Source organism: Herbaspirillum sp. GW821-FHT09A12 (assembly GCF_059418325.1).
The window spans coordinates 195,415-209,102 of record NZ_JBWKPR010000002.1 but is presented as its reverse complement, the minus strand read 5'-3'; the positions used below and the strand labels follow the sequence as shown (position 1 = coordinate 209,102).

General features: G+C 64.2%; 13 protein-coding genes. 1 reads left to right on the top strand and 12 read right to left on the bottom strand.

Going from position 1 to position 13,688, the window contains the following annotated elements:
- Positions 1-2: 2 nt before the first annotated feature.
- From mdcE to dctP, 8 genes are read right to left on the bottom strand one after another with little or no spacing between them, the layout of a single operon-like run.
- The gene (mdcE, locus tag AC07N6_RS06030) at positions 3-752 is read right to left on the bottom strand and encodes a biotin-independent malonate decarboxylase subunit gamma (RefSeq protein WP_494779413.1); all 750 of its coding nucleotides are present in this window, start codon (positions 750-752) and stop codon (positions 3-5) included.
- A gap of 11 nt (positions 753-763) precedes the next feature.
- Positions 764-1,660 (bottom strand): biotin-independent malonate decarboxylase subunit beta, encoded by an 897-nt coding sequence (locus AC07N6_RS06025; protein WP_494779412.1) that lies wholly within the window; start codon positions 1,658-1,660, stop codon positions 764-766.
- Complete coding sequence (gene mdcC, locus AC07N6_RS06020; RefSeq protein ID WP_494779411.1) at positions 1,657-1,971, bottom strand: malonate decarboxylase acyl carrier protein; 315 nt, start codon at positions 1,969-1,971, stop codon at positions 1,657-1,659. Before mdcC ends, AC07N6_RS06025 begins: the two co-directional genes overlap by 4 nt.
- A 54-nt stretch (positions 1,972-2,025) precedes the next feature.
- A complete protein-coding gene (locus AC07N6_RS06015) occupies positions 2,026-4,116 on the bottom strand; it encodes an alpha/beta hydrolase domain-containing protein (protein ID WP_494779410.1) in 2,091 nt (696 codons plus the stop codon).
- Positions 4,117-4,135: 19 nt separating this feature from the next.
- The gene (gene mdcA, locus AC07N6_RS06010) at positions 4,136-5,803 is read right to left on the bottom strand and encodes a malonate decarboxylase subunit alpha (protein ID WP_494779409.1); all 1,668 of its coding nucleotides are present in this window, start codon (positions 5,801-5,803) and stop codon (positions 4,136-4,138) included.
- Between the two features lie 2 nt (positions 5,804-5,805).
- Complete coding sequence (locus tag AC07N6_RS06005; protein ID WP_494779408.1) at positions 5,806-7,155, bottom strand: TRAP transporter large permease; 1,350 nt, start codon at positions 7,153-7,155, stop codon at positions 5,806-5,808.
- Entirely contained in the window at positions 7,152-7,724 is a 573-nt protein-coding gene (locus tag AC07N6_RS06000; RefSeq protein ID WP_494779407.1) for a TRAP transporter small permease, read from the bottom strand. The genes AC07N6_RS06005 and AC07N6_RS06000 overlap by 4 nt, the downstream gene beginning before the upstream one ends.
- Positions 7,721-8,743, bottom strand: coding sequence for a TRAP transporter substrate-binding protein DctP (gene dctP / locus AC07N6_RS05995; RefSeq protein ID WP_494779406.1), 1,023 nt, complete (start codon positions 8,741-8,743; stop codon positions 7,721-7,723). The genes AC07N6_RS06000 and dctP overlap by 4 nt, the downstream gene beginning before the upstream one ends.
- A gap of 148 nt (positions 8,744-8,891) precedes the next feature.
- On the opposite strand from dctP, the gene AC07N6_RS05990 reads away from it, so the two are divergent.
- The gene (locus AC07N6_RS05990) at positions 8,892-9,560 is read left to right on the top strand and encodes a GntR family transcriptional regulator (RefSeq protein ID WP_494779405.1); all 669 of its coding nucleotides are present in this window, start codon (positions 8,892-8,894) and stop codon (positions 9,558-9,560) included.
- Between the two features lie 121 nt (positions 9,561-9,681).
- Here the strand turns inward: AC07N6_RS05990 and AC07N6_RS05985 are convergent, their stop codons facing one another.
- The 4 genes from AC07N6_RS05985 to AC07N6_RS05970 form a co-directional block, all read right to left on the bottom strand.
- Complete coding sequence (locus AC07N6_RS05985; RefSeq protein WP_494779404.1) at positions 9,682-10,974, bottom strand: M20/M25/M40 family metallo-hydrolase; 1,293 nt, start codon at positions 10,972-10,974, stop codon at positions 9,682-9,684.
- 79 nt (positions 10,975-11,053) lie between these two features.
- Positions 11,054-11,953, bottom strand: coding sequence for a pseudouridine synthase (locus tag AC07N6_RS05980; protein ID WP_494779403.1), 900 nt, complete (start codon positions 11,951-11,953; stop codon positions 11,054-11,056).
- Positions 11,950-13,281, bottom strand: a complete 1,332-nt coding sequence (locus AC07N6_RS05975) for a type II toxin-antitoxin system HipA family toxin (RefSeq protein ID WP_494779402.1) — start codon at positions 13,279-13,281, stop codon at positions 11,950-11,952. The genes AC07N6_RS05980 and AC07N6_RS05975 overlap by 4 nt, the downstream gene beginning before the upstream one ends.
- Complete coding sequence (locus AC07N6_RS05970; protein ID WP_494779401.1) at positions 13,278-13,586, bottom strand: helix-turn-helix domain-containing protein; 309 nt, start codon at positions 13,584-13,586, stop codon at positions 13,278-13,280. Before AC07N6_RS05970 ends, AC07N6_RS05975 begins: the two co-directional genes overlap by 4 nt.
- Positions 13,587-13,688 lie beyond the last annotated feature (102 nt).

Here is a 13,688-nt window from a genome sequence, read left to right as displayed (position 1 = left end):
GTTCAATCCAGCGGCACATCATCGGCCACAGCGGCGATGACGCGCTGGGCCAGCTTGCGCCCGCCGCGTTCCAGCCCGGCGACGGCGCGCCGGTCAGCCGAGCGGTCCACCGACAGCGCTTCGCGCAACGCTTGCGCCAGGTCGCCGTTCCAGATCCCGGCCACGCCGCCCATGCGCAGATAGTTCTCCGGGCCGGGCGCGAACACCGGGTTGCTCCGGGCCAGTTCGGTCAGCCGCTCTTGCGGCACCTTGGTGATGCGCGCCATGGCCGGCAGCCCCATGACGCGGATGGTGGCGTCCGGCAAGGCATAGCAGGCATCGGCGATCAGCCCGCTGGTGATGAAGCCGCCCGACAGCGCCTGGTCGTAGACCAGCCCGACCACGCGATGGCCGGAACGGCGTGCCAGTTCCACGCATTTGCCGAGATGCGCCATGTAGCTGTTGATGCCCAGCATCTCGTCGCGATGGCGCAGGCGCTGGCCTTGCGTATCGACCAGGATGACGATGGCGCGACCGGGATGTGCGCGCACGGTGTCGAGGATGCTGGCCGCCTGCGCCAGCGCGATCTCGATGCCGATGGGCGTATGGCCGGTGGTGCCGACCACGGTTACCGTGGCGCCATCGACCTGGGCCGTGCCGGACAGGAAATTGTCTTGCTCGGCGATCTCATGCCCTTGCGGAAACAACTGCTGCGCGAGCGCGCGCCAGTCGGCCTGTTTGATGTCTGCGGCAGTGTTGGCTGCGGTTTGCATGCGTAGATTCCTTATGCTTGGGTGCGGACGCGATGGGCATCGGCCAGGGCCACGAAGGGTTCCGCCTCCAGCATCGGCACCGCTTCCGGTTGGGCCACGCCCAGCGCTTTCCAGATCTCCATCGGGTCGTGCGCCTGGCCAAAACGCGCGATACGCTGGCGCAGCACTTCCTGCTCCGCTTCCAGCCCCGGCAGCGTCAGCGCGGTCGGGCCGGCGTTTTCCAGGGCCTGCGCAGCGGCGGCGCGAAAAGCGTGAATATCGTCATTGACCAGTATCTGGCAATCGCCGATCAGGTAGCGGTGCTTGCCGCCGGTGGTGCGCCAGACCAGCGCACGGTCGCGCGAGTCGAATTCCTCGACGCCGTTGGCGGTCTCGATCACCTCGGGCCCGGACATCGCCAGCCGCCCTTCTTCCGACATGATCACCGTGCTGGCGCAGCGCGCCACGATGCCCATGCCGCCGAAGCAGCCGTTGGCGCCGCCCACCAGCACGATCACCGGGATGCCCGCCGCGCGCGCATCGAGCACGGCGCGCATCACTTCCGATACCGCGATCAGGCCGGCGTTGGCCTCATGCAGGCGCACGCCGCCGGTTTCCAGCAGCAGCACCACGCCCGCGGCTTTCTTGCGGATGGCGCGCTTCAACAAACCGACCAGCTTGGCGCCATGCACCTCGCCCACCGCGCCGCCCATGAAGCCGCCCTCTTGCGCGGCCGCCATCACCGCGCGGCCGTCGAGCCGGCCTTCACCGATCACCACGCCGTCGTCGAACGAAACCGGCGCATCCAGTTGCCCCAGGTGCGGGCTGACCACGCGCTGCGCGGGCGGCAGCAGTTCCGTGAAACTGCCAGCGTCGAGCACTTGCAGGATACGTTCGCGTGCGGTGGCTTCCAGGTAGCTGGCGCTCATTTGGTTTCCTCCACCATGGCTTCCACCGCCTGGTCCAGACGCAGGCTGACCACCGCCGGGGTGGCGCCCATGTCGTTGATGGAAATGTGCGTGTCGGCCAATTGCCAGCGCTGGAAGAAGTCGCCCATCACCGCCTCCCAGATGACGCCGAAGCCGCGCGCGGCGGTCTTGACCTCGATCGCGCAAGCGCCGTTGAGCGCGGCGTTCTCGATCAATACCTCAAGGTTGCCGGAGCTGACCACGCCGACCAGTTCCGGCGCGGCCTTGAGACGACGGCTGCCGTTTTCAAAGCGAAAAGTTAAAGTTTCCATAGAGAATATCGTCGTTGTTTGTCAGTACGTGTTGGTACATGTTTGGTACGTGTTTTAGCGCAGCACCTGACTGTCGCGCGCCTCCCGGATCAGGCGATCCCGATCGATTCCAAGCAGATAGCCCTCCGCATATGCCTTATTGGCGGCTTCCGTCACCGCTTTCACGTAGCCTGCGTGATTCTTGTAGCGTTCTTCAAGCGACAAACGAGGATCGCGGGTCGCCGCGCGCTGTTGCCTGGTTTTCGCAAAAGGCACGTAGCCGCCCAGGTAGTTGCAGATTTGCCCGGCGTGGAATCCGCCGGACGTGATATTCCAGCCCAGGTAGGTGCCCAGCGGCGCCATCGCAAGAACCGTCGGCACGCCGCCGATTTCATTGCCGTCGGCATCCACCTTGGGCGCCATCATGGGTATCACCGCTTTGATCGGTGGCGGCAGATTCGTCGGAATGCCCGACGCTTCGCTATGGTCGAACTGGGGCCCCCAGTTGTAATCGAGGACAGGAAAGATGAAGTTATCGGGAGAAAAGATAGTGTCCGGAATCCCCGGCACGTTCGAAGGGAAACCGATATTTTCCTTGCTCGCGATCACCAGGTTGCCGTCCTTGATGGTCGGATAGCGGCTCGCCGGCGGCGGCGTATTACTGAGCACCCATGCCCGCATGGCGACCTTCAGCACGTTCTCCATCTCGATGTGAGCGATGGGGTTCTCGGCAAGCGTCCCTGTTCCGAAATTGTTTCCTGGACACGTCGGTTGGGCGGCGCTCTTCGGCTGCCAGTTGAAACCGCCGTTGCCGCCGCCGTGCGTGGTCGATGCAATGTAGTACCGGCGCACATTGTCGGGCAGCGGAATATCCGATTTGGCATCGGTGCCCACCCATTCGGGCGTCATCTTCAGCGCATAGACTTCGGCAGATCCAAAGCTTTCGAACACCTTCGGACAAGTGCCGTTTTTTTCGCAGCGGGAAAAGATGGATTTTTTCGGCAAGCCTCGGGCGGAGTCATCCCACTCGGTCCACCATTGCGGACCTTCGCTTCCCATCATGTAAAGCTCGAGCGTTCCATCCGGCTGCGCAAAGCGCGAATTGACGGCAACCCGGCGGCCGGCAATCCTGGCCCACGCGCCGTCGTAGACCTGGCGCCCCCGCTCATCTTCATTCATGCCCATGAAGATGAACTGACGCAGCATATTGCCCGACTGGGAAACGCCCCGGATTGCGCTGCCCCGAACCGCGCCCGCAACCGGATTGGCGACGCCGGCGTCGTCCTTTGCTTCATACTTGAAAAACGATCCGATATCCCTGAAGGCCGCCATGCCCGCTCCCAGCACATAAGCGCCGCTCGCCGGGTAGACCAGCTGATAAACCAATTTGGGATCGAAGCCATTCTTCATGCAGACCTGCACGGGAAGCTGCGCCTTGCCGGGAGTGATATCAAGCGGCTTGCCCGGGAAGGGATGATTCGCATCGCATGTCGCGAATGCCCAATCCGATGCTGGGATGTCGGGCCCTTCCGTCACTTCCCCGCGCACCGTTTCCTTGACATGGGTTTTCATCACCGCGGCGGCCGTATCCAGCGTGGCCGGCGGATAGGGAACCGGGAACCGGTGGACGATGAGAGGCTTCGAATCCTTGCCCTCCTGGTTGACGATCCGGGCCATGACCTTGCCTGTGACCAACGCGCCATCGACCCTTGCCATCGGCAACGCCACCCAATGCGTCAGCCCGGTTGTTCGATCTTTCGGAATAGCGGTCAGGCCGGCGTTATCGCCTTGCCACCCGGACCACAGCATCATGTCCCCCGCGTCCATCTCCAGCCCTCCGGGATGGGCTGCCTCGCCCCGATTGGGCACGTCATGCCACAGGAAACCGCTGGAACCCTGCATATCGACCGGCTTGACCAGGGTAAACCTGGCTTCATAGTGCAGCATCCCATCGGCGCTCAGTCCAAGGGAGATGTCGGTAATGTCCTGGTTCCTTCGATCCTTGGGATCGAGCTTGCCAAACGCCCTTCCCAATATCTTTTCATAGGCGCCGGGGCCCTCCGATATCCTTTCCACCTTGTCGATCTTGATTTCAGTCACCCGGGCGGCCGCACTGACGGCAACCGAAGACGCCAGCACCGCGAAAAATAATGTTGCGTAGCTCACGCTTTTCCCCCTGATCGGGTTACCAGTTGCGGAACCGCTTGGGCGGGTTGTACAAGCCGCCCGAAGCGCGCACCAGGTCCTTCATGTTCTTGGCGGCCAGCAGGTCGCGGGTGGCCAGGCGCTTGTCGATGCCCAGGTCTTCGGCGCGGCGGATCACGCCGCGGTCGCGCAGGTTTTCCACCATGCGCTGGTCGCGCCCCAGGCCTACCGGCGTGTAGCCGGCCACGCCGCGGATGGCTTGCTCGCGCTCCTCGTCGGTGCGGCACAGCAACAGGTTGGCGATGCCTTCCTCGGTCAGGATGTGGGTCACGTCGTCGCCGTAGATCATCACCGGCGGGATCGGCATCTTGGCCTGCTCGCCCAGTTGCCAGGCGTCCAGCCGTTCGACGAAGGCCGGCTGCATGTGCTCGCGGAAGGTTTCCACCGTCTGCACCACCAGCTTCTGGCCGCGCGGGATGGTGTTCCGGCCGGCGCGCGCCTGTTGCCCGGCCTTCAACCAGGCGGGGCTGGCGTGGCGCCGGCCGCGCGCATCGGCGCCCATGTTGGGCGCGCCGCCGAAGCCGGCGATGCGGCCCAGCGTGGCGGTGGAAGAGTTGCCTTGCAAATCGATCTGCAGCGTGGAGCCGATGAACATGTCGCAGCCGTAGTGGCCGGCGGTCTGCGAGAACGCCCGGTTGCTGCGCATGGAGCCGTCGGGGCCGACAAAGAAGATATCGGGCCGGGCGCGGATGTATTCCTCCATGCCCAGCTCGGAGCCGAAGGAATGGATCGACTCGACGAAGCCGGCCTCGATCGCCGGGATCAATGCCGGATGCGGATTGAGCGCCCAGTGCTTGCAGATCTTGCCGCGCAGGCCGAGCGATTCGGCATAGGTCGGCAGGATCAGCTCGATGGCGGCGGTGTCGAAGCCGATGCCGTGGTTCAGGCGCTGCACGCCGTATTCGGCGTAGATGCCCTTGATGGCCATCATCGCCATCAGCACCTGGATCTCGGAAATCTGCGCCGGATCGCGGGTAAACAGCGGCTCGATGTAATGCGGCGTGGGCGCCTGGATGGCAAAGCTGACCCAGTCGGCCGGGATGTCCACGCGCGGCAGTTCATCCACGATCTCGTTGACCTGGGCGATCACGATGCCGCTGGAAAACGCCGTGGCCTCGGCAATCGCCGGCGTGTCTTCGGTGTTGGGGCCGGTGTACAGGTTGCCGTGGCGGTCCGCCGCCTGCGCCGCCACCAGCGCCACACGCGGCGTCAGGTCGATGAAGTAGCGCCCGAACAGTTCCAGGTAGGTGTGGATCGCGCCGATGTTGAGCTTGCCGGCCGAGGCCAGTTTCGCCAGCCGCCCGGCCTGCGGGCCGGAGAAGGAAAAATCCAGCTTCGACGCGATTCCCTTTTCGAACACGTCCAGATGCTCCGGCAAGGCCAGCACCGAAAACAGCATGTGCAGGTCATGCACCCGCGCCGGATCGAGCGCGGCCAGGCCCTTGGCCAGGAAGTCGGCTTGCTTCTGGTTGTTGCCCTCGACGCAGACCCGGTCGCCCGGCTCGATCACCGCATACAGCAGCTCGGCCAGTTGCGCCGCCGGCGCGATCTTGCCTTGCAGTTTTCCGCCCAGCACCGCCACGGCGCGCGCCAGCCGGTCGTCCCGGTTCTTCTGGCGCACGTTCCAGACGCGTTCGCTACCACTCATATTTACTTCGCTCCCATCAGTAAGTCAGGCAATGCGGTCGCGATGCCGGGAAACATGCACAGCAGCACGACCGCCAGGAACATCAGCGCCAGGAAAGGAATGGTGCCCTTGATCACGTCGCCCAGGGGAATGTCGGGCGCGATGTTCTTGATCACGAACAGGTTCAGCCCCACCGGCGGGTGGATCAGCCCCATCTCCATCACCACCGTCATCACGATGCCGAACCAGATCAGGTCGAAACCGGCATCCTTCAACGGCGGCAGGATGATGGGCGCGGTCATCAGGATGATCGAGACCGGCGGCAGGAAGAAGCCCAGCACGATCACCATCAACAGGATCACCGCCAGCAGCAGCCACCTCGACAGGTGCAGGTCAACCACCCATTGCGCCGCCGACTGGCTGATGTGCAGGTAGCTCATCACGTAGGAATACAGCAGCGACATGCCGATGATCAGCAGCAGCATGCCCGACTCCTTGATCGTCGAGGAGAGGAACGGCGCGATCTCGCGCGGCTTGTAGATGCGGTAGACGATGGCGATCAGCACCAGCGCCAAGAGCGCGCCCAGGCCGGCGGTTTCGGACGGCGTGGCCAGCCCGCCGTACAGCGCCACCATCACGCCGATCAAGAGGACCAGGAACGGCAGCACGCGCGGCAGCATTTCCACCTTCTGCGCCAGCGTGAAATGCTCGTCGTCCAGGTAGGCCGACTTGGCGCCGCCGGCGCTGTAGATGGCGTGCGCCAGCTTGTATTCCTTGCGGGCGCGGAACACGGCATAGCCGGCGAACAGGATCACCAGCAGCACGCCCGGGCCGATGCCGGCCAGGAACAGGCGGCCCAGCGACTGCTCGGCGGCCACCGCGTACAGGATCATGGTGATCGACGGCGGCAGCAGGATGCCCAGCGTGCCGCCGGCGGCGATGATGCCGGCCGCGAAGCCCGGCGAATAGCCGCGCCGGCGCATTTCAGGAATGCCGGCTGAGCCGATCGCCGAGCAGGTCGCCGGCGAGGAACCGGCCATGGCGGCGAACAGCGCGCAGGCAAACACGTTGGCGATGCCCAGCCCGCCCGGCACCCGGTTCAACCAGGCGTGGATGGCCGAATACAGGTCCTTGCCGGCCGGCGATTTGCCGATGGCCGCGCCCTTCAGGATGAACAGCGGGATCGACAGCAGCGTGATCGAGGCGATCTCTTCGTAGACGTTTTGCGTGATGGTGTCCAGCGAAGAGGCCGGCATGAAGACGTACATGAAACCGGTGGCCACCACGCCCAGCGCGAAGGCGATCGGCATGCCGGAACACATGACGACGATGGTGACGATCCCGTACAGGACCCCAAGCATGAGCGGGCTCATTGCGCGCCCCCTTTCGCTTCCACCGTGCCGGTGATGCGCACCAGCACCTGCACCAGCAGTTGCAGCGTGAGGATGCTCATGCCCAGCGCCATCATCGAATAGGGAATCCACAGCGGCGGCGCGAAGGTCGACGAAGTGGTCTGGCCATCGACCCAGGCCTCATGGAACAGCGTCCATGATTTCCATGCGAAGAAGGCGCAAAAGAGGAAGGAGAACAGGTCGACGATGAACATGCGCACACGGTTGGCCATCGGCGAAAGAAATCCCGCCAGGGCTTCGATGCCGATATGGCCGCGCAGCGATTGCACGTAGGCCGAGCACAGGAAGATCACGCCCACCAGCATGAACACCGAGGCCTCATCCTGCCAGTCGGTGGGATGGTGGAAAAAATAACGCACCACCACCGAATAGGTCAGGATGCACGAGGTCACCACCAGCGCGATCATGCCCAGGAACACTGCCAGCTTGTGGAACTTCTCCAGCGCCGCGGCCAGCCACGCCAGCGGCGCCCAGGCCGGCACCGCCGGACGTGCCGCGGCGGCGCCCGGCATCTCGAAACCGTGGCTCATAGGGTTTTCTCCGCCAGCTTCAGCAGGTTGGCGCAACTGGCGTTACGCGCGGCAAAATCCTTCCAGGCGGTATTGCGGGCGATGTCCTGCCACTTCTTGACCACTTCCGCATTCAGGTCGACCACCTTGGCGCCGGCCTTCTGGTAGACCTGGGCCACGGCGATGTCGTCGGCCTGCGCCGCCTTCATGGCGAACTGCTCCATCTCGGCGCCGACCGCCATGACGACGGCCTGCTGCTCCTTGGATAGGCGCTCGAACACCGCCTTGGACATCATCAGCGGCTCGAACATGTACCAGTAGGCCTTGTCGCGGCCGGTGGTGAGCGCCTTGGCGACTTCTTCCAGGCGGAACGACATGAAGGACGTCGACGAAGTCATCGCCGCATCCATGGCGCCGGTCTGCATCGCCGCGTAGATTTCATTGGAAGGCAGCGTCACCACGGCCGCGCCCGCTTCCTTCAGGATCAGATCCATCTCGCGCGAGCCGCCGCGCACCTTCATGCCCTTGGCATCGGCCGGATCGACGATCGGCTTGCCGCGCGAAGCCACGCCGCCGGCCTGCCAGATCCAGCTGACGATGACCACGCCCTTCTCGCCCAGGATGCGCGCCAGCTCCTTGCCGACTTCGGCATTCTTCCACGATGCGCCCTGCTGGTAAGAGGTCACCAGGCCGGGCATCAGGCCGATGTTGGTTTCGGGGACTTCGCCGCCGGCGTAGTTCAGCGGCACCAGCGACATGTCCAGCGCGCCCTTGCGCATGGCCGAGAACTGCGCATTGGTCTTCATCAGCGAAGAGCCGGGATAGATCTCGAACTTCAGGCTGCCCTTGGTGCGCTCGCTGACCTGCTGGGCGAACATGCGCACCAGGCGGTCGCGGAAGTCGCCTTCATTGATGGTGCCGCCGGGGAACTGGTGCGAGATCTTCAGGTTCGCAGCCTGGCCCCAGGCCAGTTGCGTACCTGCAAAAAAAGGCGCGGCAGCGAGCGCGCCCAGCAAATGCCGACGTGTCTTCGAAGTCATTTCGTGTCTCCTCCTTAGGGATTGATGGATGCTACATGTGTTTTTATGCTCTCATCGTGTATACAATTTCTTAGGAAACAGATACATTGTCAAGCATAAATTCATATAAAATAATTGTCTTGTATGCAATCCAAAAAGGATTCCCAAGATGGAGACCGCCAAGAAACGCTCTGAAACCCTGCGCGAATCGATCGAGGAAATGATCGCCGTCGGCAAGCTGGCGCCGGGCCAGCACCTGGAGGAGACCTCGCTGGCCGAGGAATTCGGGGTTTCGCGCACGCCGATCCGGGAGGCGCTGATCCAGCTGGATTCGATGGGCATCATCGAAATGCGCCCGCGGCGCGGCGCCATCGTGGCCGAGATCGGCCCGCAGCAACTGATTGAAATGTTCGAGGTCATGGCCGAGTTCGAAGCCATGTGCGGACGCCTGGCCGCGCGCCGCATGACGCCGGCCGAACATGCCGAGCTGATGGCCGCGCACCAGGCCTGCAAGGCGGCGCGCGATGCCTCCGACCCGGACGCCTATTTCTACCTCAACGAAGCCTTCCACGAGCGCATCTACGCCGGCAGCCACAACAGCTTCCTGGCCGAACAGGCGCGCGCGCTGCACCGCCGGCTGCGCCCGTATCGGCGCCTGCAGTTGCGGGTGCGCGACCGCCTGAAGATGTCTTTCGACGAACATGAGGCGGCGGTCGACGCCATCATCGCCGGCGATGCGGAAAAGACGGTGGAGGTGCTGCGCCAGCACATCATGATCCAGGGGCAGCGCTTCGCCGATCTGGTGGCGTCGCTGCACCAGCTGAAATCGGCGGCCTGAACCGGTTCGGGACCTGACCCCGCAAAAAAAACGGCGGCCCGTCATCGGGGCCGCCGCCTGTCCTGCCTGGCTTATCGCCGCTTCAATTCAGCTTCGCTTCACCGCATTCACTTCTCCGCATTTACTTCACCTTATCCTGCGCCACGTCCATGATCAGTCGCGTCGACAGGTACAGGCGCGGCACGATGGTATCGAGCAGCACGTATTCGGCATCGTTGGAGTGCGCGCCGAAGCCGCTCAGGCCCATGCCTTCGATCACCGCGCCGCGGCTCTTCAGGGCCGCGAAGGCCGCATCGGTGCCGCCGCCGGTGGCGACTTCCGCGACCTTCAGCGGCATGCCGATTTCTTCATAGATGGTGCGCGCATGCGCCGACACCTTGCGCGAGGCCGGCGTGGCTTCCAGCGGCGGACGCCGCATCTCGAACTTGATGCTGACCTTGGCCTCGGGGATCAACTGCTGCTTAATGCCGTCGTTCAGGCGCTGCTGCAGCTGATCGAAATCGCTCACCTTCAGCGCGCGCGCATCGGCCTGCGCACTGGCGGTGGCCGGAATGACGTTGCGGTTGGTGCCGGCCTGGGCCACGGTCCAGTTCAGCTTCAGGCCGCGCTCGGGCTGGGACAGCTTGTCCAGTTGCAGCAGCTGGTGCGACAGCTCGTACAGGGCGTTGACGCCCTTCTCCGGCGCCGCGCCCGCGTGCGATGACTTGCCGGCCACCGTCAGGTAAGCCGCGCCGATGCCGCTGGTGGCCAGGCGCAGCTGGCCGTCGGCGCCGCCGCCTTCAAACGACAGCACCACATCCTGCTCGGCGCCGTATTTCGTGTGCAGGCTGCGTCCGCCCGGCGAGCTGATTTCCTCGTCGCCGTTGATCAGGACGGTCAGCGTGTCATAGTCCTTGAAACCCGCCTTCTGCAGGATGGCGATGGTATGCAGGATGGTGGCGATGCCCTGCTTGTCGTCGGCGATGCCCAGGCCGTAGGCCTTGTTGCCGTCGACGCGGAACGGCTGGTCTTTCAGCATGCCGCGCAGGTAGACGGTATCCATGTGCGCGATCAGCATGATCTTGCGCTGGCCGGTGCCCTTGAATTCGGCATGCACGATCTGGCCGATCTTGTCCGGCGTGTCGCCCATGCGGTAGACCTCGGGCGCATCCAGCAGCTCGACCTTGCCGCCGAGTGCGACCAGGCGGTCGCGGATCAGCGCGGCGATCTTCGCCAGGCCTTCCAGATCCTTGCTGCCCGACTCGATGCCGACCAGGTCGCGCATGGTGTCGATCAGGCCGGCCTTCTCTTGTTGCGCCATGTCGTAGAACGGCGCCTGCGGCGCGGCCAGCGCGGATTGCGCACCGAGCGCGAACAACATGGCTGCCAGGATGTTCAGAGGGGTTTTCTTATGCAGTGCGAAAGCAGATGTCATCTATGTCTCTCTCGTGGATGGATCGTGGTCTTGCGGATACCGATTGTAGCGGTATTGCTTCCGAGAACCTATCGGGTTTTCAGAGGGTGCGTTCGCTGCTGAAATGACGCTCGCCGCCATCCAGCGGATCGATGAAGAACAATGACCGCGCCAGCAGCTTCAACGGCTTGTCGAGCTCATCGGCCACGCCCACCGGCACCGCCTCCGGATAGAACAGGTCGTTGAGGATGGGAATGCCCAGCGCGGCCATGTGCACGCGCAGTTGGTGGCGCCGTCCGGTCACCGGCTCCAGGCGATACAAGCCCAGTTCTCCGCGCCGCTCGAGCAGCGAGATATGGGTTTCCGAATTGGGCTCGCCCGGCGTTTCATGCATCTTGAAGAACTGCCCCGGGATCTCTTCCACGCGGCTGCGATGCACCAGCGGCAATGCCAGCTCCGCGCGCAAGGGGGCGATGGCTTCGTACACCTTGTACATGGTGCGCCGCTGGAACATTGACTGGTATTTGCCGCGGCTGTCCGGATTGTGCGAGAACACGATCACGCCGGCCGTCTCGCGGTCCAGGCGATGGATCGGCGTGAGATGCTCCAGCCCGGTTGTTTTCTTCAGGCGCACCAGCAAGGTCTCCTGCACGAAACGCCCGGTCGGGATCACCGGCAGGAAATGCGGCTTGTCGGCCACCAGCAGATGGTCGTCGAGGTGAAGGATCTTTTCCTCCACCGGAATGCGCGCTTCGCCTTGCGGCAATTGGCGGTAATAAAAAATGCAGTCGCCGCTGCGGTAAGGCGTTTCCGGCCGCAACGCTTCGCCGCGCTGGTTGCGCACCTCGCCGCGCAGCAGGCGTTCGCGCCACACTGGCGGCGGGACGGCGGTGAAACGCTCGGCCAGGAAGGACAGCATGTCGGGCCACGGCCCCGGCTGCAGCCACAGGTAACTGGGCGCAAGCCCGTCGCGCACCGGCAAGGTCGGCGTGGGCCTCACTGCTTTTCTCCCCGCACGGCCGGCTTGCGCGCCGCGCGCCGCCGCCACGCGGCCACGCTGGCATTGGCGTCGATATGCGCCAGCAGCTTGCCGCGCTGGGCATCGGTGAACGGCAATTGCGCGATCAGCGCCGGCCAGTGCGTCATGGCGCGCGCCACCGTCGCCACCAATACCGCCTGCAGCTTGGGTTCCGGGATACCCCAGATATTGGCGAGCTGGCGCAGGATCGCCGGCGTGAGCAATTGCTTGCCCGTTTGCCCCGGCACGAAATTCAGGGCATGGCCATTGCCGCCGACATACGCGGCATAAGCGACGATGTCATAGGCCGGCGACAGCACCGCCTGCCGCGGCGTGCGGTACAGGAGGCTGAAGTTTTTCAGGTGCGCATCGAAATTGCCGAGCAGCTCGTTCACCTTGATCCGCCGCAGCAGTTCGAACACATCCTCGGCGCCGCGCGCGCTGCGCTCCTGCAGCACCATGCCGATGGCGGCGTAGGCGCCGGCGTATTTGGCGCCGGGCGCGGTGCCGGTGACCTGGGCGAAATCTTCCATGTGCAAACGGCCGGTGGGGGTGGGCGCATCGCGGTCGAAACGCTGCACCAGCAAAAAACGGCTGGCGTCGTTGCGCAAGCCGAACGGCAAGTGGTCGGCAATGGCCGACAGCGGCTCCAGGGCGAACTGGCAGACATCGACGCCGGCGGCGGCGGCCAGCGTCAGCGAAGCGAATTCCACCTGCGGCATGTTGGGATAGTCGGAGGCCGGCAGCTTGGCGATGAAATGGCTGCCCTGCCGATCCTTGGAGCGCATCACATAGCGGCCGCCCTCCTGCACCAGCGCCAGTTTCGGCTGCACGCCGGACAGCGATTCGCCCTCCGGCACCGGCAATTGCCCCGAACTCATTTCGTAGCTGTCATGTCCCTGGCCGAGCAGGCGCCCCAGGTGCCTGTCATCGAGCTGCTCGGCCAGCGCCGAGACATCGCCGGGCAAGTCCCGGCCGCAATAGGCCAGCAGGCCGAACTCATCATCCGGCGGCAAGCCCGCGCGCTGTATCAGGTGCTTGCGCAGTTGGCCTTCGGGCAGCAGGTTCTGGAAAAACGGCGGCAAGCCGCCTTTGCCATCGCCGCGGTTGACTGCCAGGGTCGGGTTGAGGAGCTGGGCCGCGGTGCGCTCTTCGCTGGCGGCCTGGTACAGCTGCGACAGCACGGGGCGTCCGGCGTTGGCGGCATAGGCGTCGTCAAAACGGAAATAACAGCGCCCGTCATCCAGGGCAAACAGCGAGCCGACATCGTCGAGCCCCAGGCGGATGCGCAGGGAACGCAGCATGCTCATGGACGGCTCCGCTTATGCATCAGTGCGTGCAATTGTTCGGACAACTCGGTCATGCTGCCGGCGCCGGCGGCGTCGGCATCGGCGCGCCGCAGCCGGGCCACCGCCTGCGGCACCAGTTCCAGTTCCAGGCCCAGTTCGCCGCAGATGGCCAGCAACCTGGCCAGTTCGATATTGCCCTTGCCGGTTTCCAGCGCCAGCAGCGTATTGCGATGGATGCCGGCCTGGGCCGCAAGCTCGACCGCGCTCAGTTTGCGGGCCTTGCGGGCGCGCCGGATCTGCTCTCCAATATCTAGGATGCTGGCCATGAAATGTGCCTCCGTGTTCAGGGGAGAATGTGTTGCATGTATTTTCACCCAAATAACTGTTCAAAACAAGAAATGACTAATTTAATGTTTTATTTTAAAAAT